The 24,505-nt window shown below is 70.5% G+C and carries 22 protein-coding genes; 16 read left to right on the top strand and 6 right to left on the bottom strand.

All coding sequences use genetic code 11. From position 1 onward, the window contains the following. Positions 1–45: 45 nt before the first annotated feature. Genes ACFY2X_RS17090 through ACFY2X_RS17075 form a run of 4 tightly spaced genes read left to right on the top strand, consistent with a single transcriptional unit; the run spans position 46 to position 5,037 of the window. On the top strand, positions 46–357 hold the full coding sequence (locus ACFY2X_RS17090; RefSeq protein WP_389939085.1) for a chaperone modulator CbpM: 312 nt from the start codon (positions 46–48) through the stop codon (positions 355–357). Continuing rightward, a complete protein-coding gene (gene clpB / locus ACFY2X_RS17085; RefSeq protein WP_389939083.1) occupies positions 354–2,954 on the top strand; it encodes an ATP-dependent chaperone ClpB in 2,601 nt (866 codons plus the stop codon). The genes ACFY2X_RS17090 and clpB overlap by 4 nt, the downstream gene beginning before the upstream one ends. A gap of 12 nt (positions 2,955–2,966) precedes the next feature. Continuing rightward, on the top strand, positions 2,967–3,413 hold the full coding sequence (gene trxA / locus ACFY2X_RS17080; RefSeq protein WP_389939081.1) for a thioredoxin: 447 nt from the start codon (positions 2,967–2,969) through the stop codon (positions 3,411–3,413). A gap of 1 nt (position 3,414) precedes the next feature. Continuing rightward, positions 3,415–5,037 (top strand): FAD-dependent oxidoreductase, encoded by a 1,623-nt coding sequence (locus ACFY2X_RS17075; RefSeq protein ID WP_389939079.1) that lies wholly within the window; start codon positions 3,415–3,417, stop codon positions 5,035–5,037. A gap of 2 nt (positions 5,038–5,039) precedes the next feature. On the opposite strand, the gene ACFY2X_RS17070 is transcribed toward ACFY2X_RS17075, so the two are convergent. Both ACFY2X_RS17070 and ACFY2X_RS17065 read right to left on the bottom strand, forming a co-directional pair. After that, positions 5,040–7,325, bottom strand: coding sequence for an AAA family ATPase (locus ACFY2X_RS17070; RefSeq protein ID WP_389939077.1), 2,286 nt, complete (start codon positions 7,323–7,325; stop codon positions 5,040–5,042). Between the two features lie 216 nt (positions 7,326–7,541). Further along, on the bottom strand, positions 7,542–8,282 hold the full coding sequence (locus tag ACFY2X_RS17065; RefSeq protein ID WP_389939075.1) for a GntR family transcriptional regulator: 741 nt from the start codon (positions 8,280–8,282) through the stop codon (positions 7,542–7,544). A gap of 334 nt (positions 8,283–8,616) precedes the next feature. Between ACFY2X_RS17065 and ACFY2X_RS17060 the strand changes: the two genes are divergently transcribed. Then, positions 8,617–9,939 (top strand): lanthionine synthetase LanC family protein, encoded by a 1,323-nt coding sequence (locus ACFY2X_RS17060; RefSeq protein ID WP_389939073.1) that lies wholly within the window; start codon positions 8,617–8,619, stop codon positions 9,937–9,939. A gap of 214 nt (positions 9,940–10,153) precedes the next feature. Then, entirely contained in the window at positions 10,154–11,047 is an 894-nt protein-coding gene (locus tag ACFY2X_RS17055; RefSeq protein ID WP_389939071.1) for a hypothetical protein, read from the top strand. Positions 11,048–11,121: 74 nt separating this feature from the next. Here ACFY2X_RS17055 and ACFY2X_RS17050 read toward each other — a convergent pair whose 3' ends face one another. Then, the gene (locus ACFY2X_RS17050) at positions 11,122–12,108 is read right to left on the bottom strand and encodes a sulfotransferase family protein (protein WP_389939069.1); all 987 of its coding nucleotides are present in this window, start codon (positions 12,106–12,108) and stop codon (positions 11,122–11,124) included. A 575-nt stretch (positions 12,109–12,683) separates the two neighbouring features. Between ACFY2X_RS17050 and ACFY2X_RS17045 the strand changes: the two genes are divergently transcribed. From ACFY2X_RS17045 to ACFY2X_RS17035, 3 genes are all read left to right on the top strand, one after another. Continuing rightward, positions 12,684–13,685 carry a sugar ABC transporter substrate-binding protein gene (locus tag ACFY2X_RS17045; protein WP_389939067.1) on the top strand — a complete coding sequence of 334 codons (1,002 nt, stop codon included), beginning with the start codon at positions 12,684–12,686 and terminating at the stop codon, positions 13,683–13,685. 67 nt (positions 13,686–13,752) lie between these two features. Further along, positions 13,753–14,781 (top strand): ABC transporter permease, encoded by a 1,029-nt coding sequence (locus ACFY2X_RS17040; protein WP_389939065.1) that lies wholly within the window; start codon positions 13,753–13,755, stop codon positions 14,779–14,781. A 71-nt stretch (positions 14,782–14,852) separates the two neighbouring features. Continuing rightward, on the top strand, positions 14,853–15,626 hold the full coding sequence (locus ACFY2X_RS17035; RefSeq protein ID WP_389939220.1) for an ATP-binding cassette domain-containing protein: 774 nt from the start codon (positions 14,853–14,855) through the stop codon (positions 15,624–15,626). A gap of 108 nt (positions 15,627–15,734) precedes the next feature. On the opposite strand, the gene ACFY2X_RS17030 is transcribed toward ACFY2X_RS17035, so the two are convergent. Beyond that, the gene (locus ACFY2X_RS17030; protein WP_389939063.1) at positions 15,735–16,466 is read right to left on the bottom strand and encodes a PIG-L deacetylase family protein; all 732 of its coding nucleotides are present in this window, start codon (positions 16,464–16,466) and stop codon (positions 15,735–15,737) included. 97 nt (positions 16,467–16,563) lie between these two features. Between ACFY2X_RS17030 and ACFY2X_RS17025 the strand changes: the two genes are divergently transcribed. Beyond that, positions 16,564–16,935 (top strand): DUF4440 domain-containing protein, encoded by a 372-nt coding sequence (locus ACFY2X_RS17025; protein WP_389939061.1) that lies wholly within the window; start codon positions 16,564–16,566, stop codon positions 16,933–16,935. On the opposite strand, the gene tnpA is transcribed toward ACFY2X_RS17025, so the two are convergent. Continuing rightward, positions 16,897–17,313 (bottom strand): IS200/IS605 family transposase, encoded by a 417-nt coding sequence (gene tnpA, locus ACFY2X_RS17020; protein WP_389939059.1) that lies wholly within the window; start codon positions 17,311–17,313, stop codon positions 16,897–16,899. The genes ACFY2X_RS17025 and tnpA overlap by 39 nt on opposite strands. 22 nt (positions 17,314–17,335) lie before the next feature. On the opposite strand from tnpA, the gene ACFY2X_RS17015 reads away from it, so the two are divergent. From ACFY2X_RS17015 to ACFY2X_RS17005, 3 genes are all read left to right on the top strand, one after another. Next, positions 17,336–18,532: an RNA-guided endonuclease InsQ/TnpB family protein gene (locus ACFY2X_RS17015; protein WP_389939057.1), complete on the top strand. Its 1,197-nt coding sequence runs from the start codon at positions 17,336–17,338 to the stop codon at positions 18,530–18,532. A 246-nt stretch (positions 18,533–18,778) separates the two neighbouring features. Then, complete coding sequence (locus ACFY2X_RS17010; RefSeq protein WP_389939055.1) at positions 18,779–19,408, top strand: YigZ family protein; 630 nt, start codon at positions 18,779–18,781, stop codon at positions 19,406–19,408. Between the two features lie 117 nt (positions 19,409–19,525). Next, positions 19,526–20,167, top strand: a complete 642-nt coding sequence (locus ACFY2X_RS17005; protein ID WP_389939053.1) for a DedA family protein — start codon at positions 19,526–19,528, stop codon at positions 20,165–20,167. Positions 20,168–20,319: 152 nt separating this feature from the next. Here the strand turns inward: ACFY2X_RS17005 and ACFY2X_RS17000 are convergent, their stop codons facing one another. Continuing rightward, positions 20,320–21,549 carry an isochorismate synthase MenF gene (locus ACFY2X_RS17000; protein WP_389939051.1) on the bottom strand — a complete coding sequence of 410 codons (1,230 nt, stop codon included), beginning with the start codon at positions 21,547–21,549 and terminating at the stop codon, positions 20,320–20,322. A gap of 180 nt (positions 21,550–21,729) precedes the next feature. On the opposite strand from ACFY2X_RS17000, the gene ACFY2X_RS16995 reads away from it, so the two are divergent. The 3 genes from ACFY2X_RS16995 to ACFY2X_RS16985 all read left to right on the top strand — a co-directional run bounded on the left by ACFY2X_RS16995 (position 21,730) and on the right by ACFY2X_RS16985 (position 24,349). Then, positions 21,730–22,587, top strand: coding sequence for an SGNH/GDSL hydrolase family protein (locus ACFY2X_RS16995; RefSeq protein WP_389939049.1), 858 nt, complete (start codon positions 21,730–21,732; stop codon positions 22,585–22,587). A gap of 104 nt (positions 22,588–22,691) precedes the next feature. After that, complete coding sequence (locus ACFY2X_RS16990; RefSeq protein WP_389939047.1) at positions 22,692–23,747, top strand: sensor histidine kinase; 1,056 nt, start codon at positions 22,692–22,694, stop codon at positions 23,745–23,747. Beyond that, positions 23,744–24,349: a response regulator gene (locus ACFY2X_RS16985; protein WP_389939045.1), complete on the top strand. Its 606-nt coding sequence runs from the start codon at positions 23,744–23,746 to the stop codon at positions 24,347–24,349. The genes ACFY2X_RS16990 and ACFY2X_RS16985 overlap by 4 nt, the downstream gene beginning before the upstream one ends. The last annotated feature ends 156 nt before the right edge of the window (positions 24,350–24,505 follow it).

Here is a 24,505-nt window from a genome sequence, read left to right as displayed (position 1 = left end):
GCTGCCCGTTCTCGCATCCGAACGGCCCGCTCCGAGGAGACGACGATGATTTATGCCCTCGCCAGGCCACAGCGTCTGGACCTGGAGTCGTTCGCACGGGCCACCGGGACCCACCCGGAGCTGGTGCGGCGTCTGGTCGCACTCAGTCTGCTCGACGCGCAGCGTGACACGGCCGGAGCCCTGTGGTTTCCGGAGAGCCAGCTGCACGCGATGGCCCGGATCCAGCGCCTGCGTGCCGGATTCGCGCTCAACTACGCCGCTCTCGGCCTCGTGGTGGACCTGCTCGACCGCATCGCCGAGCTGGAAGCCGCCCTGCGTGACCGTCCTCACATCATCGGAGGCCCGAAGTGGACATGAACCAGCTGACGCAGAAGTCACAAGAGGCCCTGCACGATGCGCAGACCAAGGCCCTTCGCTTCGGGCACACGGAAGTCGACGGGGAACACCTGCTCATGGCGTTGCTGGAACAGCCGGAGGGCCTGATCCCCCGCCTGCTCCAGCGCGCCGGTGCCGACCCCGAGCGGCTCAAGGCCGATCTGGAGGCCGAGCTGAGCCGCCGGCCTCGGGTCAGCGGACCCGGCGCCCAGCCCGGCCAGGTCTATGTGACCCAGCGGCTGGCACGCCTGCTCGACACGGCGAAGAGGGAGGCGGACCGGCTCAAGGACGAGTATGTCTCGGTGGAGCACCTGCTCATCGCCCTGCTCGAGGAGGGCTCCGAGACCTCCGCCGGGCGGCTGCTGCACCAGCAGGCGGTGAGCAGGGACACCTTCCTCAAGGCGCTCACCGAGATCCGGGGCCACCAGCGGGTCACCTCGGCGATGCCCGAGGCCGCCTACGAGGCGCTGGCGAAGTACGGGCAGGACCTGGTCGCCGCCGCGGCCGCGGGCAAGCTGGACCCGGTCATCGGGCGCGACGCCGAGATCCGCCGCGTCATCCAGATCCTGTCCCGCAAGTCCAAGAACAACCCGGTCCTGGTCGGCGACCCCGGAGTCGGCAAGACCGCCATCGTGGAAGGCCTCGCCCAGCGGATCAGCAACGGTGACGTGCCCGAGGGCCTCAAAGACAAGACGATCTTCAGCCTTGACATGGGGGCGCTCGTGGCCGGGGCGAAGTACCGGGGCGAGTTCGAGGAACGGCTGAAGGCGGTGCTCACCGAGGTCGCGGCAGCGGAGGGACGGATCCTGCTCTTCGTCGACGAGCTGCACACGGTCGTGGGCGCCGGCGCGGCGGAGGGCTCCATGGACGCGGGCAACATGCTCAAGCCGATGCTGGCCCGCGGTGAGCTGCATCTGATCGGCGCGACGACCCTGGCGGAGTACCGCAAGTACATCGAGAAGGACGCCGCCCTGGAACGCCGGTTCCAGCCCGTGATGGTCGACGAGCCCTCGGTCGAGGACGCCGTCTCGATCCTGCGCGGCCTGCGCGAGCGGCTCGAGGTCTTCCACGGGGTGACGATCCAGGACAGCGCGCTGGTGGCCGCCGTCGTGATGAGCCACCGCTACATCTCCGACCGGTTCCTGCCGGACAAGGCCATCGACCTGGTGGACGAGGCCTGCGCGATGCTCCGCACGGAGATCGACTCGATGCCCGCCGAGCTCGACGAGCTCACCCGCAGGGTGATGCGGCTGGAGATCGAGGAGGCCGCGCTCGCCAAGGAGGAGGACCAGGCGAGCAAGGCACGTCTGGGGGAACTGAGAAAGGAGCTCGCCGACCTGCGCGCCGAGGCCGACGCCATGCGGGCGCAGTGGGAGGCCGAGCGGCATGCCCTGCGCAGTGTCCAGGCCCTGCGCGAGGAGATAGAACGCGTGCGCGCGGAGGCCGAGCGGGCCGAACGCGACTACGACCTCAACCGCGCCGCCGAGCTGCGGCACGGCAAGCTGCCCGAGCTCGAACGGCGGCTGCACGCCGAGGAGGAGCGCCTGCGCAGCAAGCAGGGCACCGGGCGGCTGCTGCGTGAGGTGGTGACAGAGGAGGAGATCGCTTCGATCGTCTCCCGGTGGACGGGTATTCCGGTGAGCCGCCTGCAGGAAGGGGAGCGGGAGAAGCTCCTGCGCCTTGACCAGATCCTGCACGAGCGGGTGATCGGCCAGGACGAGGCGGTGCAGCTGGTGGCCGACGCCGTCATCAGGGCTCGCTCCGGCATCAAGGACCCACGCCGTCCGATCGGGTCGTTCATCTTCCTGGGACCGACCGGGGTGGGCAAGACCGAGCTGGCCAAGGCCCTCGCCGAGGCGCTCTTCGACACCGAGGACAACATGGTCCGCATCGACATGAGCGAGTATCAGGAGCGCCACACGGTCAGCCGTCTCGTCGGCGCGCCTCCGGGCTATGTCGGCTACGAGGAGGGCGGCCAGCTCACCGAGGCCGTACGGCGCAAGCCGTACTCGGTGGTCCTCTTCGACGAGGTGGAGAAGGCGCATCCCGACGTCTTCAACACGCTCCTGCAGGTCCTGGACGACGGCCGGCTCACCGACGCCCAGGGCAGGACCGTCGACTTCCGCAACACCGTGCTCATCATGACCTCCAACCTCGGCTCGGTCTACCTCCTCGAAGGCGTCACACCGAGCGGGGAGATCAAGCAGGATGTGAAGGACCGGGTCATGGCGGAGCTGCGCACGCACTTCCGCCCGGAGTTCCTCAACCGCATCGACGACATCGTGATCTTCAAGCCGCTCACGCTGCAGGAGATCGAGCGCATCGTCGACCTGATGTTCGGCGAGCTGCGCAAGCGGCTGGACGAGCGGGGCATAGGCCTGGAGGTCACCGAAGCGGCCCGCAGGTACATCGCCGAGCGGGGGTTCGACCCGGTGTACGGCGCGCGTCCGCTGCGCCGGTTCATCGCCAGAGAGGTCGAGACCCGCATCGGGCGTGCCCTGCTCACCGGCGACATCCGTGAAGGCGGGGTCGTCCGGGTGCACGTGGCCGATGGAGAGCTCGCGGTCACCTACGAGTGAGGAGAAGCGAGTATGTTCACAAACGTCGTGCGGTGCACGAACTGCGGGCAGCGGAACCGGGTGCCGCAGATCGCGTCGGGTACCCCGCGCTGCGGTAAGTGCCACCGGCCGCTGCCGTGGATCGTCGAGGCGGGAGACGACGACTTCGCCGAGGTCGTCGAGGGCTCGGCGATCCCGGCAGTCGTGGACTTCTGGGCGTCGTGGTGCGGGCCCTGCCGGATGGTCGGCCCGGCGCTCGAGCGGGTCGCCGAGGACCTCGCGGGCAGGGTGAAACTCGTCAAGATCGATGTGGACCGCTCGCCCAAGCTCTCCGAGCGCTTCGCGATCCGGAACATCCCCTTCCTGATGGTGGTGAGCGGGGGGAAGGTCGCCGCCGAGCGGGCGGGTGCCGCGCCGGCGCCCGAGCTGCGCGGCTGGGTGGAGCAGGCCATCGCGTCGGCGGGGCGGGGGAACGGCTGAGATGGACGCCTTCGCGGAAACCCCCGATCATCACGGAGCATTTCCCCGGCTGAGCGAAGCGCAGGTCGGCAGGCTCGCCGCCCAGGGAGACCGGTGGTCCACCCGGCCGGGCGACGTCCTGACGCGGGAGGGCGAGGACTGCTCCGACTTCATCGTCATCCTGGCGGGGAAGGCCGCCGTCATCGAGGACGAGCGCGTCGTGCGGGTTCACGGGCCGGGTCGTTTCCTCGGCGAGCTCGGACTGCTCACCGGGCAGAAGACGTTCGTGACCACGGTCGTCTGCGAGGCGGGTGAGGTTCTGGTGGTTCCCGCCGAGAACCTGCGGCGGATCGTCGCCCACGATCCGGCACTCGGGGACCTGATCCTGCGAGCCTTCATGCTCCGCCGTTCGCTGCTGATCACCAGCGGTTCGGGCCTGAGGATCATCGGCTCCCGCTACTCGCCGGACGCCCGGCGGTTGCGGGAGTTCGTCGCCCGCAACCGGCTGCCGCACCGGTGGATCGACCTGGAGGAGGATCACGAGGCCGAGGCACTGGTGCGCGACCTCGGGATAAGGCCCGAGGAGACACCGGTGGTGATCCTGGGCGAGACCAAGGTACTGCGCAATCCCGGCAACGCCGACCTGGCCCGCGCCATCGGCCTGCCGGTGCCGTCGGTGGCCGAGGCCGTCTTCGATCTCATCGTCGTGGGAGCGGGCCCGGCGGGCCTGGCCGCCGCGGTGTACGGGGCGTCCGAGGGACTGAGCACGATGGTGCTCGACGCGGTCGCGACCGGTGGCCAGGCGGGCACCTCGTCGTGCATCGAGAACTACCTCGGTTTCCCCACGGGCATCTCCGGCGGCGAACTCGCCGAGAGGGCCGTCATCCAGGCCAAGAAGTTCGGCGCGCATCTCGGCGTGCCCGCCGAGGCCACCTCGCTCAAACCACAGGACGGGCACTACGCCGTCGGGCTCGCCGGCGAGCCTCCGATCCGGGGGCGCACGGTCGTCATCGCCACCGGAGCGCGCTACCGCAAGCTCGACGTGCCACGACTGGAGGATTTCGAGGGCAACGGCGTCTACTACGCGGCGACTCCGGTCGAGGCCGGAATCTGCGGCGGCGAGCCGATCGTGATCGTGGGAGGGGGGAACTCGGCGGGACAGGCGGCGGTCTTCCTGTCCGAGCACGCCGCGTGGGTGCGCCTGCTCGTCCGCGGCGACGACCTCGGGGAGAGCATGTCGCGCTATCTCATCGACCGGATCGAACGGAACCCCCGGGTGGAGGTGATGCTCCACACGGAGGTGCGCGAGCTCATCGGAGACATCGCCCTGGAGGCCGTCGTCGCGGAGGACACACGCGTCAGGGAGCGCCGGCGCATCGACACGCGGTTCCTGTTCGTGTTCATCGGCGCCGAGCCGTGCACGGGGTGGCTGGCTTCCGCGCTCACCCTCGACGACAAGGGATTCGTCGTCACCGGCGTCGACGACGGCATGCCGCTGGAGACCAGCTTGCCCGGCGTCTTCGCGGCGGGCGACGTCAGAAGCCAGTCGACCAAGCGGATCGCCTCGGCGGTGGGCGAGGGAGCGATGGCGGTCCGGCTGGCGCACGAGCACTTCGCGCGGGAGATGTCCCAGCGGACCGGGTGAGCTCAGGGACGCGGGCGGACGTTCTCGTCCGCGGCCAGCGCGGCGAGCCGGGCCAGCTCGACACGCGAGTGGATGCCCAGCTTACGGAAGACCTGGCGCAGATGGAACGCGACGGTGTGCTCGCTGATGAACATCTGCTCGGCGGCCTGCCGGTTGGTCAGCCCCTGGGCGACGAGGTCGCAGACGGCGCGTTCGGTACCGGTCAGGCTGGCCCACCCCGACACGGGATGATCGGTCCGGACCCAGTGGCGGCGGCGTTCGCCCAGCTCGCGCAACCGGCCCCGCACGCGGGCCGCGTCGCGGGCCGCCTCCATACCCTCGTAGCAGCGCAGGGCGCTGTTCAGGCTGTCGACGGCCAGGTCGCGCGAGCCGCTGTCGCTGCTGAGCAGCACGCCGAGATCCTCCGCGGCCGAGGCCCTGGCCCACGGGTCGGCGTGCTCGGCCATGGCGCGGCCCAGCGCGTCCGGGTCGCGGTCGCGCAGGCCGCGTGCGTGGACGGCCGCCACAGAGGGGCCGGGCAGGCAGGGGTTGCGCCGGGCGACGCTCTCGGCCGCGCTCACCACGGCGTCGGCCCGGCGGCTGTCGTTCACCGCCATCGCCAGCCGCACCAGCCACGCCGCGGCCGTGGACTCGCTGGTCAGAGCTCCGGTGTGCCTGGGCAGGGAGTCGTAGACCCGGCCGAGGGAGTCCATCCCGCTGGCGGCTCCGCCGCGTGCCTCGCTGATCTGCCCGGCGGTCAGCTCCGACCGCAGCCGCGTGTACGGCGGCGCGCCCTGCGGCACCCTGGCCAGATCGCTCTCCAGGTACCTGATCGCCCGGGGAAGATCACCCGCCCGCAGTGACGCGGCGCCGAGCACCGACGACGCCGAGGAGGTCAGGGCCGGGGCGCCCAGGGTGCCGGCGGCGGTCAGACCGGCCTGCGCCTGCTTGATCGCGCTGCCGAGCCGGCCAGCGGCGAGATCGAGACGGGCGCGGAGAACGGGGATCTCGGCGGTCCATTCGGGATGGCCCACCGCGTCCGCCGCGGCGCGCGCCACCTCCCTTTCCGCCTCGTCGAGCAGCCACAGATCGGTGAGCATCGTCGCGAGGACGGCCCGTGGCTGCGGATGGCGCCCGTTGCCGGGGAGATCGGCCGCTTCACGGGCCAGTTCCAGCCCGCGCGAGAGCCTGCCCTCGTCCCACGCCAGCAGCGCCAGGATCACGATCGCCTCGGCCGCGACGCCGTCCGCGCGGTGGTGCCGCGGGGCCGGGCGGACGGGCGGGGTCTGTTCGATCTGATCGTGCAACGCCTGCCGTACCGGGGCGGGCACCGTCTCGATGACCGACCGCCACAGCAACTCGTGCCGGAACGTCAGCTCGTCGGAGGTGGCGACGAGCACGCCGGCCGCCAGCGCCTCCTCCAAGGCGGGGAGCAGCGTGGCCGGGGTCTCGCCGAGCATCCGGGCCGCGTACGCGGGTGAGAACGAGCGCCCGAGCACCGCGGTGGCCTCCAGCAGGTACCGGGTTTTGGTGCTCACCTCGCCGAGACGCCGCCGGACGGCGGCGTGGACGCGTCGCGGCAGGGCGGTCCCGGTCAGCCGGGCGACACCCGCGCCCACCCGCACGGTGCCCTCCTCACGCAGCCCGGTGAGGAGTTCGAGCAGCAGAAGCGGGTTACCGCCCGCCTGGGCGGTCAGCGCGGCGAGGTCCTCCCCGGGAGCCGCGTCCAGCGCGTCGGCGACGACCTCGGCCACGGCGTCGTCATCGAGCGGGCGCAGGACGATCCGTGTGGCCCCTTCCCGCTCCAGCAGGTCGAACAGCCGGCCGGCGTCGCCGTGGCCCGGAGTGGTACGGCGGGCCAGCAGCCACAGCAGCGGGCGGGAGGCCATCCGTGACGGCAGCGTCCGCAGGGTCATGAGCGTGGCCGGGTCGGCCCACTGGAGGTCGTCCAGGGTCACGAGCAGCGGCCCCGAGTCTGTCCGTCTCTCCAGCGCGGTCCGCACCTGCTCGGCCAGCCACAGCAGCAGACCGGACCCGTCGGGCACGGTGCTCCTGGTGACGGGCATGAGGACGGGCGACTCCTCCAGGGCGAAGAGCAGGGGCCCCAGCGGCATCAGCCGTTCCAGCTCGTCGGCCTGGCCGCGCACGACCTTCATCCCGCGCGCGGACGCGACGGTCGCCGCCTCGGCCAGCAGGAGGCTCTTGCCTATCCCCGGCTCCCCTTCCACGAGCATCACGTTTCCGCCCGCGCCGGTGACGGTCCCCAGCAGTGCGAGGACCGCCGCCCATTCACGCTCCCGGCCGCGCAACGCTCTGTCCCGGATGTGAGGTCATAGGGCCAGCCTTCTAACGGGCGATTTCCCGCACGACGTCCCATGAGAACAAAACACTCATTGAGGGAAATTCCCAGGTCAGAGCCACTTATGCGAGGTTCGAGCCGGAAGGGCCGATTAAGAGTGGCCGGTTTAAGAGTGTCCGGTGTTTTCCGCCATGACCGGCCGTGCCGGTGAACGGCCGGAGAGCGGTCAACGCTCGACGAGGGTGACTTCGAGGGAATAGTGCGAGGCCCGGTAGACATGGGAGCCGTGCTCCACGGCCCTGCCCTGGTCGTCGTAGGTGGTGCGGAGCATGGTGAGCAGCGGCGCGCCGCGCCGTTCGCCGAGCAGTTTGGCCTCGGTGGCCGTGGCCGCGCGCGCTCCCATGCGCTGGTTGGCCACGCGCATCCGCACCCCGGCGGAACGCAGCAGCTCGTACAGCCCGCGCCCCTCAAGGTTCTCGGCGGTCAGCGGGGCCAGGCCGACGGGCAGCCAGTTGTGCAGCAGCGCGAGCGGCTCTCCGGAGGCGTAGCGGATCCGCTCCACGCACAGCACCTCGGTGCCGGCCTCGACACCGAAGATCGCGGCGATCTCCTCCTCCACCGGCACGGGCGCGAGGGACAGCACGCGGGTGGCCGGCTCCTGGCCGGCCCTGCGCAGGTCGTCGTAGAGGCTGGTGAGCTCGACGGAGCGCTTGACCTGCCCGTGCACGACCTGGGTGCCGACTCCCCGCTTGCGGACCAGCAGGCCCTTGTCGACGAGATACTGGATCGCCTGGCGGATGGTCGGCCGGGACAGGCCGAGCTGGTCGGCGAGTAGGATCTCGTTGTCCAGCCGGGATCCGGGGGCCAGATCGCCACGCCGGATGGCCTCGGAGATCTGCTCAGCCACCTGGAAATACAGCGGCACCGGGCTGGACCGGTCCAGGTCGATGGCGAGCTTCGCGGTCATCTGCCCTCCCGTAGATACACTCCGTGATCAGGCTAGCGGACATCAGAATGTCATTACAAACGGTGCCCAACGCTCCCGGGCGGCGAAAGACGGACATGGCTGGGCAGGCCGATCGCGAGACGTTTCCGGTCAGGGTGGAGGGGAGAGGCCTCCCTGTGTGAGCGCCGGCGCGGGCATCCGGGCGCGGAGGGGGCTCGGGAGTAGCTTTTCCCTGCCTCCCGCGTGGCCTCCCGCGTGCGTGAGAACGTCGCTGACCTCGCGAATCTCAGGATTACCTATTCATCATGTAGGAAATAGGGGTAGGCTGAGGGCTACGCCGTACTAGGGAGCCGCCATGAGCCCGGAACCGGGAAACGAGGGTCCGTTGTCCACGGCCGTCGGGGCCGCGCGCTGGATCCGCTCGGCGGCGGTGGACGACGAGCGAGGACGGCACTGGCGCGCCAACCCCGACCCGCGGGGCCGGGCGGCCGTTCCCGGTCAGCCGCTGTCGCTGTACTCGGGGGCGGCCGGCATCGTCCTGTTCTTCCTCGAACTGGCCGCGGCCACCGGGGACGAGAGCTATCTCGACGACGCCGTGGCCGGGGCCCGCTACCTCGTCGCCACCTGGCGGGACCAGGCCGACCTTTCCCTCCACCACGGCCTGGCGGGAGTGATGTTCGCGCTCACCGAGGCGGGCTGGGCCACCGGGGAGAGTTCCTTCGAGACCGAGGCGGGCGCCGTCGCCGACCACATCGTGCGCAGTGCCCGGTCGATCGACGGCGGCCTCGGCTGGAGCGGCGACCCCGCCCAGCGCGGTGACGGCGGGATCATCCTCGGGCTCCTGCACGCCGCGGGCATCCTGGGGGTCCCCGCCTATCAGGACGTCGCGGTCGAGGCGGGCGCGCGCATCGCCGAACTCGTCGTGCCGGGCCACCGGTTCGGCGAGGGCGCCTGCGCCGACCTGCCGCTGGACGCCGTCACGCCGGGCTTCCTGCCCGGCACGGCGGGAACCGCCTTCCTGCTCGCCCGTCTGTACGGCGTGACCGGGCAGGTCCGCTTCCTGAAGGCCGCCAGGCGGGGGGCGGACTTCGTCCGCGCGGTCAGCACCGTGACCGAGCGGTGCGCGATGGTCCCCCATCACCTTCCGCAGGGGCGTGAGCTGCACTATCTCGGCTTCTGCTCGGGCTCCGCCGGGGTCGCGCGCATGTTCTACGAGCTGTACCGGGTGGCGGGCGACGACAGCGACATCGACTGGGTGGAGCGCCTGGCCCGGGGGATCGTCCGCAGCGGCGTCCCCGGGCGCCAGACGAACGGCTATTGGAACGTGGCCTGCCAGTGCTGCGGTACGGCGGGCCTGCTGGAGCTGTTCGTCGGGCTGTGGGCGGCGACCGGCCGCCGGTCCCACCTGGAGTTCGCCCACAAGCTGGGGGAGAACCTCGTCGGCCGGGCCAGCCGGCACGACGAGGGCGGATCCCGCTGGTACCAGGCTTATCGCCGGCTGCGGCCGTGGGAGGTCACCGCCGACACCGGCTACATGATCGGTGCCGCGGGGATCGGGGCCGCGCTGCTCCACCTGGACGCCGCCACGCGCCCGCAGGAGGCACGGCGGCTCATCTTGCCCCCCGACAACCCGTTCCCGGCCATCCCATTACCCATCGTGACGTTCCGTCAACCTTGAGTACCATGTAAATACCCCATTAGGTGACAAAACTGGTCATTTCGTGAAAAATGGCGTGAACGTTGTCGATTTCGGCTTGAGGTGCTCTCGTGCCGCCGGGATGGGTGACGAAGCGGCCATCCGCTTGTCAAATCTCTCAAATGGCGACCAAGCTCTTGATCAAGATTGGTGATTCTCCGTGAGCATCGCGCAGCCCCTGCCTACCGTCGATGACGTGCTGACCATAGAGGACTTCCTTCCCGACCCCCGCCGTTCCGCAGTGGCCGTCGAACCGGCCCGGCATGCCCCCGGCCACTGGGCGGGCGCCCCCAGCGCGGTGGCGAGCGACGGGCTGATCTACCTGGCGTACCGGCTGCGGCGGCCGGTCGGCGAGGGGCGCGGTTACGCGGTCGCCATCGCCCGGTCGGCGGACGGCGAGCGGTTCGAGACCCTGCTGACGATCGACAGGCAGGAGATGGACACCGAGTCGCTGGAGCGCCCCACGCTGGTGCGCACCCCCGAGGGCCGCTGGCGCCTCTACCTGAGCTGCGCCACCTACGGCAGCAAGCACTGGCGGGTGGAGGTGCTGGAGGCCGGCGACCCGGCCGGATTCGACCCCCGGCACCGCCGGGTCGTGCTCCCGGGTGACCCGAAGACCGGCGTCAAGGACCCGGTGATCGTACGGCGAGGCGGCGTCTGGCACCTGTGGGCCTCCTGCCACCCGCTGGCCGAGGCCGAGGAGGCCGACCAGATGGTGAGCGACTACGCCACCAGCGCGGACGGCGTCGAGTGGACCTGGCAGGGCACGGCGCTCAGCGGCAGGCCCGGCACCTGGGACGCCCGGGGCACGCGGATCGCCGCGGTCCGTTTCCTGGGCGACAAGGTGGTGGCCTTCTACGACGGCCGGGCCACCGCGGCGGAGAACTACGAGGAGAAGACCGGCGTGGCCGTCGGGACCGACCCGGCCGAGCTGACCCCGGTCGGCACCGAGCCCGCCGCGGCCTCGCCGTACGCGGGCGGCGGTCTGCGGTACCTGGACATCGTGGACCTGCCGGACGGCAGGCGGCGGCTCTACTACGAGTACACCCGCCCGGACGGCGCGCACGAGCTCCGCACCGAACTGCGTTGAACTGCGCTGACGCGCCCGGGGCGCGGGCCCCGAGCGCGCCGGCGGCCGGTGCCGCGCACGCGGCACCGGCCTCGCTATGTCTGCGGGCGCCCGTTGCGGGCCTGGCGCTGTCCGTGGGGGCGGGTTCCCACCAGGCCGCCGGATCGTTCGCGGGGGCGCAGCCAGTCGCTGAAGTCCTCGCCGGTCACCCGCTGCAGCAGTGCCACGTCCTCGGCGAAGTGGCTGATCAGCCGTTCCCGCTGCTCCCAGGTCAGGGGCTGGCGGGAGCGTGCCCGCTGCTGCAGCCGCCGTTCCAGGGGGTCGGTCAGCGCCTCGCCCGTCCGCGCGGGCAGGAAGCGGCCGGCCGCCGACGCGGCCCGCAGTGCCCGTGACAGCAGCCGGTGGCTGTGCGTCGGCTCGGGGTGGGCGGTCACGTTCTCCCGGGGGACCTCGGCGACGACGCCGGTCTCGACGCCGAGGAAGCGGCCGATCCGGTCCAGCGTGTCGGCGGGCCGGTCGACCAGGTCCCTGTAGCGGAAGACCAGCACCTGGTCGCGGGGGAAGAGCGTGTACAGGTGCTCCAGCTGCCGGCCGTACCGGCCCAGACCGAGATAGTGCCAGAACGGCGCCCAGCCCGCCTTGATCCGTTGTTCCTCCTGCTCGCACGCCCGCACCACGTCGCCGATCGGCTCCAGCCCGGCCGACCACAGGTGGGTCCAGTTGGAGTGCGCCCGTTCCACGGGGTCGCGCAGCACCACGATCAGCCTGGCGCCGGGGATCATGGCGCGGATGCGCCGCTGGGCGGCCAGGTCGTAGAGATAGAACGGGGTGGACTCCCCGGTCAGTGCGCCTGGCGGCGCGGCGCTGAACAGCGCCTCGTAGTCCTCGCGTCGCCAGATGTGCTCCCGGTAGGTCTGGCTGTCACCGGGTCCCCCCTTGGCCGGGGGCGGGCCGTCGGTGAGGAAGAACTTCGGTTCCTTCACCGGGGACAGGTAGAGCCCCGGGTGGCGGGCCAGCGCCGCGTGCAGCGCGGTCGTCCCGGCCTTCGGGGCGCCGATTGTGAGGAAATCCGGCAGGGGCATCGCTATTCCCCTTAATTCCTACTAATAGTACAGCAAATATAACCTCTCGAAAGGCAAAAGCAAGCGGCCGGTGACAGGTGATCGCCGGGCACCGGGTCGGCGGTCAAGGGTGCGTCGCCGCTGTCGGTGTCCGGGTCGTGGGGCTCGGCGCCCTCGCCCCGCTTCATGGGCGCGAAGGCGATGTTCCGGGTTCGTCGCGGCGGGTACGGCGAGCCCGCCGCGAACCACCAGGATACATTTGGCCATTTTCATGGCTGAAGAAACTGTTTATTGCTATATATCCGAATCGTCAAATGTCTTCACCGGTGTGATCGCGGGGACGAACCGGGTCGTGGAGGTCTCGACGGAGGGTGGAGGCGGTCGCGCTCGCTCATCGTGACGCCTCCGGACCCTCAGATAAAGACTGGGCAACGATACGTACAAATGTCATGACATATAGACGGATGTGTGATTAATGAGAGCTTACTTCGCCATCGTAGGTCCTAATGTCACGACAAATCGTTGACATCCAGGTAATGCGGTGGTTACAAACCAGAGGCGGGGCAGATCCGGCGAGAGACGCACGGAGGTTACCGATGAAGTGGACAACAGGGCTGGTCATAGCGGCAATGCTGGGGCTCTCCGCCCTGACCGGCTGCTCAGGTGGTTCGGGCGGGCAGAGCGGCGGCCAGGGCGCCGGGGAGTTGCCGGCCGCGGCCGCCCCGGCTCCGACGGCCAAGGGCGGCAGGTTCGCCGTCATCACCCACGCGGGCGCGGGGGACGCCTTCTGGGACGTGGTCAAGAACGGCGCCGAGGCCGCCGGCAAGCAGTACGGGGTCACGGTGAGCTACCAGGGCGACGGAGATCCGGCGCGGCAGTCCCAGCTCATCGACCAGGCCGTGAGCCAGAAGGTCGACGGCATCGTGGTCTCCATGGCCAACCCGGACGCGCTGAAGGAGGCCATCGGCAAGGCCGTGGCCGCCAAGATCCCGGTGATCACGATCAACTCCGGTGTGGACAGGTTTCGCGAGTTCGGCGCGATCACTCACGTCGGCCAGTCCGAGGACGTGGCCGGACGGGGCGCGGGAGAGAAGCTCAAGGCCGCAGGTGTCACCAATCTGCTCTGCGTGATTCACGAGGCCGGGAACGTGGGCCTCGACCAGCGCTGCGAGGGCGCCACTCAGGGGCTGGGCAGCAGGGTCGAGCGGCTCCAGGTGGACGTGAGCAACCTCGCCGACGCCACCTCCAAGATCAAGGCCAGGCTCCAGTCGGACACCTCCATCAACGGCGTCCTCACCCTGAACCCGGCCGTGGCCATCGCCGCCCGTGACGCGATCGCCGACAGCGGCTCCAAGGCCAAGCTCGGCACCTTCGACCTGTCGGCCGACGTGGTCACCGCGATCAAGGACGGCGAGATCCTGTTCGCGGTGGACCAGCAGCAGTACCTCCAGGGCTGGCTGCCGATCACCTTCCTGACCCTCTACCGCAACAACCTCAACACCGTCGGCGGGGGCCTGCCGGTCAACACCGGCCCCGGCTTCGTCACCAAGGACAACGCCGCGCAGGTGGCCAAGCTCGCCGAGGGCGGCACCCGATGATCCTCAACCGGCGGACGCCGGCGTCACCCGGCCGCGGGGCGCCGGCACTCGGCGGAGGGAGCGCCCGGTGACGGCGGTGGACGAACGGCTCGCGCGGACCGGGGTGGCCCGGCGGATGCTGATCCGGCCGGAGCTCGGCGCCGTGGTCGGCGCGGTCGCGGTCTTCGTGTTCTTCGCGAGCCAGTCGGCCACGTTCCGCTCGATCGACGGCGTGGCCAACTGGCTGGACCCGGCCTCCACCCTCGGCATCATGGCGGTGGCGATCGCGCTGCTGATGATCGGTGGCGAGTTCGACCTGTCGGCGGGGGTGCTCACCGGCACCACCGGCCTGATCGTGGTCGTCCTCGCCACCCGGTACGGCCTGTCGGTCTGGACGGCGATGCTCGTCGCCCTCGTGGCGGCACTGCTGATCGGTTTCCTGAACGGGCTGATCGTGGTCCGGACCAAGCTGCCGAGTTTCATCGTCACGCTCGGCACGTTCCTGATGCTGCAGGGCGTCAACCTGGGCGTCACCAAGGCACTCACCGGGACCGTGCAGGTCAGCGGGCTGCGCAGGGCCGAGGGATACGAGGGGGCGCGAGCCGTGCTGGCCGGGACCTTCTCGGCCGGCGGGACCGACTTCCGGGTGGCCATCCTGTGGTGGCTGGGCGTCACCGCGCTGGCCACCTGGGTCCTCATGCGGACCCGGGCCGGAAACTGGATCTTCGCGGTGGGCGGCGACGCCCAGGCCGCCCGCGCGGTCGGGGTCCCCGCCGAACGGACGAAGATCGCGCTGTTCATGACCACCGCCGTGGCCGCCTGGCTGGTCGGCTCGATCCTGGCGCTGCGCTTCACCTCGGTGCAGGCCAACTCCGGAATCGGCCAGGAGTTCATCTACATCATCGCGGCGGTGATCGGCGGCTGCCTGCTGACCGGCGGGTACGGCTCCGCGATCGGGGCCTCCATCGGCGCCGTGATCTTCGGCATGGCGGACAAGGGCATCGTGTTCGCCGGCTGGGACGCCGACTGGTTCAAGTTCTTCCTGGGAGCCATGCTGCTGCTGGCGACCCTGGCCAACCGGCTCGTCCGCCGCTACGCGGAGGAGGTGAAGCATTGACCGGAACGGATGAGACCCCCGGGAACGCCACCCCGGAGCGGTCCCCGGGCGCCGGAGCCTCCCCCTGCCTTCTGGAGGTCCGTGCCGCGGGCAAGACGTTCGGCGGCGTGATCGCGCTGCGCGACGTCTCCATGCGGGTGTGCGCGGGAGAGGTGACCTGCGTCCTCGGCGACAACGGCGCGGGGAAGTCCACATTGATCAAGATCTTGTCGGGCATGCACGCGCCCGACTCGGGGGAGTATCTGGTGGACGGCGCCCCCGCCGCCTTCACCAGCCCCCGTGACGCCCTGGACCGGGGCATCGCGACGGTCTACCAGGACCTGGCGATGATCCCGCTGATGTCGGTCTGGCGAAACTTCTTCCTCGGCTCCGAGCCCGCGCTCGGCTGGGGCCCGTTCCGCCGGTTCGACGTGGCCAGGGCCAAGCGCGTGGTCCGCGAGGAGCTGAGCTCCATGGGCATCGACATCCGCGACGTCGACCAGCCGATAGGCACCCTGTCCGGTGGCGAACGCCAGTCCGTGGCCATCGCCCGCGCCGTCCACTTCGGCGCCCGCGTGCTCATCCTGGACGAGCCGACCTCCGCCCTGGGGGTCAAACAGGCCGGGGTCGTGCTCCGCTACATCGCCCAGGCCCGCGACCGGGGTCTCGGCGTCGTCTTCATCACCCACAACCCCCACCACGCCTACCCGATCGGGGACCGGTTCCTGCTGCTCAACCGGGGTGTCAGCCTCGGCGAGTACGGCAAGGCGGACATCACCCGCGAGGAGCTCACCTCCCTGATGGCGGGCGGGGCCGAGCTCCAGCAGCTCGCCCACGAGCTGAGCCGGAACGATCCGCCCGGCTAGCGCCGTTCTCGCCGGTGCCGGTACTCCACGGCGACCGGGGCGCTCGCGCCCGTGGAGCGCCGGCACCAGTCAGGCCGTTCCCGGCCCCGGCGGCACGGGGGTTCGGGATCAGCGGGGGAACAACTCGAAGCTGACGGCGGGCCGGCCGCCGAAGCGGACGGCTGCCTGGGAGGTGGTCCGCTCCAGGAAAGCGCGGCTGTAGCTCTCGGGATCCTCGTCGGTGAGCGCCTCGATGTAGGTGCGGTGTTCCAACAGGGAGCGCACCGCCCGGTCCAGCCCGTCGGTCACGTCGACCGCGTGGGTCGGCTGGGGCGATCCGGCGACGGCCACCCAGCGCACGCCGTCCCACGGGACGAGCCCCTGGTCGGCGAGTTCGGGGAAGATCCATCGGTTTCCCGCGTCCGCGGCGGCGTCCAGCGTGGCCTGGCCCACCGCCCGGTGGTCGGGGGTGTTCCAGGTCGTGCCGCCCCAGGTGTCGCGGTGGTTCAAGGTCAGCACGAGCTCCGGTCGGTACTGCCGGATGGCTCCTGCTAGGTCCTTGCGCAGGGCCAGGCCGTACTCGATCACTCCGTCCCTATGGTCGAGGAACTCCACCGATGTCACCCCCACCGCGGCGGCGCTGGCCCGCTGCTCCTGCTCGCGCAGGGGAGCGGCCTTGGCCGGGTCCAAGGTGCCGATCCCGGCCTCGCCCCGTGTGACCAGCAGGTAGGAAATCTCCTTGCCGGCGTCGCCCCAGACGGCGATCGCCGCGGCGGCGCCATATTCCAGGTCGTCGGGGTGTGCCACGATCGCCAGCGCCCGTTGCCAGTCTGTGGGCATCGCCTGGAGCTGCTCGGCCATATGGTCTCCTATAGTGGATCTACTTTGTAAAGAACGGAATCGATTCAGCCTATCCACAGCGTGGAAGGACAATCATTCTGCAAAGGGGGAGTGAAAGGTGGAACGCGAAGCCGTCTGGGCGGTCATTGCCGCGATGTACGACGCCTACCGGCGGGGTGATCGGGCGGGGATCGACCGGCTGCTTCATCCAGAGGCCACGATCTGGGACTCGGCGGACCCGGTGCTGATCACCAGCGGAGCGCAACTGGACAAGGTGCGCGACGCCAGACCCGCCGACGGCCCGGCGGAGACCGGTGTGCACGCCTATGACGAGGTCATCGACGTCTGGGAGGGAGTGGCCCTCGCCCGCTACCAGAATGCGGGTCAGTGCTCCGGCCTTCGGGCCGGGGTGAAGGCCCGCGTGGGAAGACCCCCGGGGCCTGAGCGTGCCCTAATCCGGGCGGTTTTGCCGCTCGATGTACCGGCGTAGGACGCCGATCGGGGCGCCGCCCACCGACCCGGCGAAGCAGGAGCCCGACCACAGCTTGTTCGCCCGGTAACAGTGGTGGGCCAACTCGGGAAACTCCCGGCGCATCCGGCGGGAGGAAACGCCCTTCAGCGAGTTGACGAGTCTGGACAGGGCGATCTTGGGTGGGAAGTTCACCAGCAGGTGGACGTGATCGCTCTCGCCGTTGAACTCGCGCAACTCGGTCTCGAAGTCGGCGCACACATCCCGCATGATCTCCCCCATCCTGTTCAGGTGGGTGCCGGTGAACACCTCGTGCCGGAACCTGGTCACGAAGACCAAATGCGCATGTGGGGCAAAAACACAGTGCCTGCCGGTTCTGATGTCTTCATGCTCGGCCATAAGCCAACGATATGATCAGCGGGTGCGGCTTCGTTACAACTACCGGGTGTATCCCGACGCCGACCAGCGTGCCGCGCTGGCGCGGGCGTTCGGGTGTGCGCGGGTGGTGTTCAACGACGGGCTGCGCGCACGGGCCGACGCCCACGCGGCCGGGCTGCCGTACCTCTGTGACGGGGACCTGTCCAAGCGGGTCGTCACCGAGGCGAAGAAGACCCCGGAACGCTCCTGGCTGAGTGAGGTGTCGGCCGTGGTGTTGCAGCAGGCGCTCGCCGACCTGAACACCGCCTACCGCAACTTCTTCGCCTCCCTGTCGAGCAAGCGGAAGGGCCCGAAGGTCGCCCCGCCGCGTTTCCGGTCGAAGAGGGACAACCGGCAGGCGATCCGCTTCACCAAGAACGCCCGGTTCGCCCTCACGCCGGGCGGGAGGCTGCGCCTGCCGAAGATCGGGGACGTGGCGGTCCGCTGGTCGCGGGACCTGCCCGCCGAACCCTCCTCGGTGACCGTGGTCAAGGACGCGGCCGGGCGATACTTCGCCTCATTCGTGGTCGAGGTCGCCGAGCATCCCCTCCCACCGGTGGAGAGCGAGACCGGCATCGACCTCGGCTTGGGCCATTTCGCGGTCCTGTCCAACGGGCGGAAGATCGACTCGCCGCGTTTCCTGCGGCGGGCGGAGAAGAAACTCAAGCGGCTCCAGCGGGCGCTGGCCCGCAAGGCGAAGGGGTCGAACAACCGGGTCAAGGCCCGCGCCGCGGTGGCCCGTCAGCATGCGAAGGTCGCCGACGCGCGCCGCGAGTTCCACCACCGGGAATCCACAAAGATCATCCGTGATAACCAAACGGTGGTCGTGGAAGACCTGGCAGTGAACGGGCTGGCGCGCACCCGGCTGGCCAAGAGCGTGCACGACGCGGGCTGGTCGTCCTTCGTCGGGATGCTGGAGTACAAGGCCGCCCTGTACGGGCGGGCCTTCCACCGGATCGACCGGTGGTTTCCCTCCTCCAGGTTGTGCTCCGCCTGCGGCGCGCTCGCCGGGTCCATGCCGCTGAACGTCCGGTCGTGGGAGTGCTCGTGTGGCGCGGTCCATGACCGGGACGTGAATGCGGCGATCAACATCCTCGCCGCTGGACGGGCGGAGAGGTTAAACGCCTCCGGAGGGCAGGTAAGACCACCGCGTGCGGTGGCACGGCCCGGTGAACGAGGAAGCCCTCGAGGTGCCGCATGAACCCATGCGACACGGGCGAGAACCCCGGGCCTGAACCCGAGGAACGCGTCAACTGCTTCGTGTGGACTTTGCGCAGGGAGAGCCGGAGATCGTGCGGACCACCGCGGTGCTGCGGCTCATCGAGGGGCGATGGCTCATCGTGCACATCCACGAGAACACGATCTGACGCGCGGGCGTCGCGAGGCGGCGGGCGCCATCGCCCGGGGTGCTGTTAATCTACTTTGTAAAGGCGAGTAGCCTGACCAGATGGCCGAGCCGTACCTGACCTTGGAAGACGTCGCCGAGCACGAGATCGAGATCAAGCGATCACGGTTCATCTGCGCGATCGCCCCGGCCTTCTCGGAGGAGGAGGCCAAGGGGTTCGTCGCCGGGCGCAGGCAGCTCTACGGCGATGCCACGCACAACTGCTCGGCCTACGTGATCGGCGGGGACAGGCGGATCCAGAAGGCCGACGACGACGGGGAACCCGGTGGCACCGCCGGGACTCCGATGCTGGAGACGCTGCTGCGCCGGGGGATCGGCGACGCGGTGGCGGTGGTCACGCGTTACTTCGGCGGGGTGAAGCTGGGCGCCGGTGGCCTGGTCCGGGCCTACGGATCGTCGGTCGGCAAGACGCTGGACCTGGCGCCCCTGGTCGAGATGGTGCCCGCGAAGGTCATGTCGGTGACCGTGGACCATGTCCAGGCCGGGCGGCTGGAGAACGATCTGCGCGCCTCGCCGTACGAGGTGAAGGAGGTCGTCTACGGCGCCGAGGTCGGCTTCCGGGTCGCGGTGCGCGAGTCCGACCTTCCCGACTTCCCGGGCTGGATCGCCACGCTGACGGCCGGCCGGGCGGCGGTCGAGGCCGGGGAGACGGTCTATCTCAGACGGTCCTGAGGTGCTGTCTCAGACGGTCCTGAGGTTTTCTGCACCTCCTTAGCTGGGGTGCGTATGAGGAAATCCCCGCAGTAGCCCTCATCCCGGGCATATCTTGATTTACCTAGCCTTTGGGGCATGACTTCAACGACCGTTGGTGGAATCGCCGGATGGGCAGTCGGTCTCATGGAGACCTTGGGGGCGCCCGGGGCAGGAGTGGCGATCGCGCTTGAGAACCTGTTCCCTCCGCTGCCGAGCGAGGTGATCCTGCCGCTGGCCGGGTTCACCGCGAACAAGGGGACGCTGACCCTGCTCGACGCCATACTCTGGACCACCATCGGTTCGGTGGCCGGCGCGCTGGCGCTCTATGGAATCGGAGCGCTCCTGGGCCGCGAGCGGGTGGTGGCCATCGCGGCGAAACTGCCGCTGATCAGCGTCTCCGACATCGAGAAGTCCGAAGCCTGGTTCGCCAGGCACGGCAGGAAGTCGGTCTTCTTCGGCCGGATGATCCCCCTGTTCCGCAGCTTCATCTCGATCCCGGCCGGGATCGAGCGCATGCCGATCCCGATCTTCACCCTCCTGACCGCGCTGGGCAGCCTCGTCTGGAACACGATCTTCGTGATGGCCGGGTACCTGCTGGGGGAGAACTGGTCGCTGGTCGAGGGCTACGCCGGGATCCTGTCCAAGGCCGTGCTGGTCGTCGTGGCGCTCGCCGTGGTGGCCTTCATCGTGGTCCGGCTGCAGGACCGGCGCAGGGGCAGGCATCACGTCCGACGATGAACGGAGCGAAAAGCCCGGCCGCTCCGCCCGGACCCCCGAGGCCGTCTTCCTTCTCCGGTCCGTGGCAGCCGGCCCGGCCGGCGGCGGCCGTGGCCCTCGGCCGCCGAGCCGGGTCTCCCTCTCAGCCGGGCCATGGTGCCGGTGCCGGAGGGTCAGCCTTCCAGGGCGTATCGCATCACGCGCAGCTTGGCCTGGGACTCGGCGAGCTCGCAGGCCGGGTCGGAGTCGCCCATGATGCCGCAGCCGGCGAACAGGCGGGCTCGCGAGCCCTCGATCTGGGCGCAGCGCAGCGCGATGCCCCACTCGCCGTCGCCACGGGCGTCGATCCAGCCGACCGGGCCGGCGTAACCGGCGCGGTCCATGCCCTCCAGCTCGCGGATGACGTCGAGCGCCGTCTCCGTGGGCGTGCCGCCGACGGCGGCGGTCGGATGCATGGCGGCCACCACGTCCAGGACCGAAGCCCCGGCCGACAGCCTTCCGGTCACCGGGCTGGCCAGATGCTGGACGTTCGGCAGCACCAGCAGCTCGGGCTCCTCGGGCACCTTCAGCTCCGAGCAGAGCGGGGCCAGCGCCTCCCGCACCGACTCCACCGCGCAGGTGTGCTCGTGGCGATCCTTCTCCGAGGCGAACAGGGCCGCACCGCGCGCCAGGTCCTCGGCCTGGTTCGCGCCCCGGGAGACCGTGCCCGCCAGCGCCAGGGACTCGATCGTCTCGCCGGTGCGCCGGACCAGCAGCTCGGGGGTGGCGCCGACCAGGCCGGCGCAGGAGAAGGTGTAGCACTCGGGGTAGCGCCGGGCCAGACGGGACAGCAGCAGGCGGACGTCGATCTCCCGCTCGGCGGTGGCGGTCAGGTCACGCGCGAGCACGGCCTTCTCCAGACGGCCCGACCTGATCTGCTGGACGGCTCGCGCCACGGCGTGCTCCCATTCGGGAGCGGTCAGGCTGCCGTCGCCGTACCGGATCCTGCCCGGGTCGCGGGGCGGGGTGACCAGGTCGAGCCGTTCCTCCCCGATGGTGGTCAGCCAGGCACGGCCGTTACGGCGGGCGAGGATGACCTGAGGCACGGCCAGGACCGAGCCGGGGGAGTCGGGGTCGAAGGTGAATGAGCCGAAGGCGACCGGGCCTGAGCCGGGGGCGCCCACGTTGTCGTCGACGTGGGCTTCGCCGAAGATGCCGGCCAACCAGTCGCGGGCCCAGTCGAAACGCCTGGGACCGGGTGGCACGGCCACGCGCGCGACCTCCCCCCATGCGACCAGTCCCTCACCATGCCTGATCCAGGCGTAGGGGGCGGCCGTGGGAAGTCGCGCGAGCAGGTCGTCGGGGTCGCCGACGAACGTGGTTCTCACCACGAGGGGACGGGTTAATCCGAGCGCGACACTCACCCGGAACACTCTATGACGGAAACTGAACGCGTTCGGCAACCGGTCCCCGGTCAGCACAGCCGCCACGCTGTGTCAAGAAAACCAAGGCACTGGGTCAACGGAGAACACCGCGCTGTCCTGCGGTGATACATCCGAATCAGACATGATCTCTCAGCCGGAGGTGCCCTGGTGCGCAGGACTGTGACAGCATTCACAGGGGTCGTGGCGCTCACGGCCACAGGGGTGCCCGTGCCGCTCCCGGCGGCGCGTGCCGCCGAGCCGTGGCGGCCGGCGGTGATGGCCGCCGTCGGAGATTCCATCAGCGCCGGATTCAACGCCTGCGGCTGGTATGCCGCCTGTCCCTCGCACTCCTGGTCGGCGGGTGACCAGATAGCGGTCCAGAGCCACTATCTGAGGCTGCTGGACCGGGACACGGGCGTCTTCGGGCACAACGTCAACCTCGCCGTCCCCGGCGCGACCAGCGCCGATCTGGCCGGGCAGATGTCCAAGGCCGTCGCGCGGCGCGCCGACTACGTGACCGTCCTGGTCGGAGCCCAGGACGCCTGCGTGCCCGAGGAGCGGCGGATGACCCCGGTGGACGTCTATGAGAAACACGTCGCCGAGGCACTGGCGCGGTTCCAGGCCGGACGCCCCGACGGCAGGGTTTTCGTGGCGAGCGTTCCCGACCTCAAGAGGCTGTGGCGGGTCGGCAAGGACCACCTGGCGGCGCGCGCGTTCTGGTCGATCGGCCGGATCTGCCCCACCATGCTGGACAGGCCCACCTCGACCGCCGCGGCCGACAGGGCCCGCCGCGACCGGGTGCGGGACCGGGTCGCCGGCTACAACGCCGCCCTGGCCAGGGTCTGCGCCGCGTACGGCCCGGCCTGCAGGTTCGACGACAACGCCCTGTTCGACTGCCGATTCACGCTGAACCACGTCAGCAAATGGGACTTCTTCCACCCCAACGCCGCGGGCCAGCAGCTGATCGCCCGGAAGACGTTCCCGGCCGTCGCCGACTGGATCGAGGAGCCCGAGCAGGAACCCGCGGGCCAGCCCTGATCGGCACGCGGCGAGGTCCCGGGCGCGAGCCTCCGCCCCGCCAGGGGAGGACGGGGCGGAGCACCGACGCCGGGCCGGCCGCGCCGCGTGGTAGGGATGACCGGGTGAGAAAGAAAGCGGAAGGGCCGGGGGAGTTCGCGTTCTACCCGTGGCTGCTGCTCGCCTACCCGCCGGTGCGGGATCTGGCCGAGGGCCTGGTACGGCCGGCAGCCCTGGCGGCGCTGCTGCTGGTGGCCTTCGTCGCCTTCTACGCGCTGACCGTCACCCTGTCCTTCCGGGGCAGGACCCGCGAGGCGGTCGTGGCGCTGGCCGCGCTCGTGCTGGTGACGTTCGCGCTGCTGACCCGGTTCGCGGACAACTGGTTCTACCTGGCGCCGCTGATGACCATCGCCGCCGGGGTCGCGATCCGGAGCAAGTGGATCTACCCCGTCCTTCTCACGCTGACGCTCGCACTGGCGCTGCTGATGTGGCGCGTGGGATCGGCCGGGGAGAGCATCTCGACGACCCTCTGGGGGACGGCCACGGGTGGTCTGATCGTCAGCATCGTCCTGAAGCTGTCCCGCGTGATCGCCGAGCTCCAGCAGACCCGTGAGGAGCTGGCCCACGCCGCGGTGGCCGAGGAACGGCTCCGGTTCTCCCGGGACCTGCACGATCTGCTGGGGCACACGCTGTCGGTGATGGTGGTGAAGGCGGAGGCCGTACGGCGCCTGGCCCCTCGTGACGCGGAGGCGGCGGCGCGGCAGGCGGCCGACATCGAGGCCATCGGCCGGGAGGCGCTGACGGAGGTCAGGAGCGCGGTCACCGGTTACCGGGGCCGTGGCCTGGCCGCCGAGCTGGCGTCGGCGCGCACGGCGCTGGCCGACGCGGGCATCGCCACCACGGTGACCGGCGCCGGACAGGCCGGCACGCCGGAGGCCGACGCCCTGCTGGGCTGGGCCGTACGGGAGGGAGTGACCAACGTCATCCGCCACAGCGGCGCCACCGCCTGCGCGATCAGACTGGACGGGACCGCCCTGGAGATCCACGATGACGGCAGAGGGGCCGCCAGGACCGCCTTCGGCAACGGCCTGCGCGGCCTGGCCGAACGGGTCGTGGCAGCGGGCGGACACCTGGAGACGGACACCCGAGACGGCTTCCTGCTGAAGGTGACAATTCCATGATCACAGTGCTGCTGGCCGAGGACCAGGGCATGATGCGCGGCGCGCTCGCCATGCTCCTGGATCTGGAGGACGACATCGAGGTCGTCGCCACGGTCGCCACGGGCGGCGAGGTCGTGCCCACCGCGTTGCGGGTGCGCCCCGACGTCGCGCTCCTGGACATCGAGATGCCGGGCATGAGCGGTCTGGACGCCGCCGCCGAACTGCGGGACCGGCTGCCCGGCTGCCGGGTGCTGATCCTGACCACGTTCGGCAGGCCCGGCTACCTGCGGCGGGCGATGGAGGCGGGCGCCGCGGGCTTCCTGGTCAAGGACGGGCCGGTCGAGCAGCTCGCCGTGGCGATCCGGCGGGTCCTGGCCGGGGAGAAGGTGATCGACCCCGGGCTGGCGGCGGCCGCGCTGAGCGCCGGTGCCAACCCCCTGACCGGGAGGGAGCGGGACGTGCTGGCCGCCGCGGCCGACGGCGCGACGATCGCCGACATCGCGCTACGGCTGCACCTGTCGGAGAGCACGGTCCGCAACTACCTGTCCGCCGCGATCGGCAAGACAGGCACCCGCAACCGCGTCGAAGCCGCCCGCAACGCCCGGCACAACGGGTGGCTTTAGGCGTGTCCGCTCCCGCCGGAGCGGGTGGGACGGCGACGGGCGCCCCCCCGGGGGGGGGCCGGCCCCCCGCCGGGGGCCCCCAAGGGTAACAGGGGGGGGGGTGGATGTGTCGCGCGGGCCGAAACCCGCAAAACCCGCGGGGATAAGCACCCCCCC

The sequence above is a fragment of the Streptosporangium sp. NPDC000396 genome (genome assembly GCF_042898655.1).
GTDB lineage: Bacteria > Actinomycetota > Actinomycetes > Streptosporangiales > Streptosporangiaceae > Streptosporangium.
The sequence above is the reverse complement of the archived record's forward strand: the minus strand, read 5'-3'. Positions and strand labels throughout refer to the sequence as shown.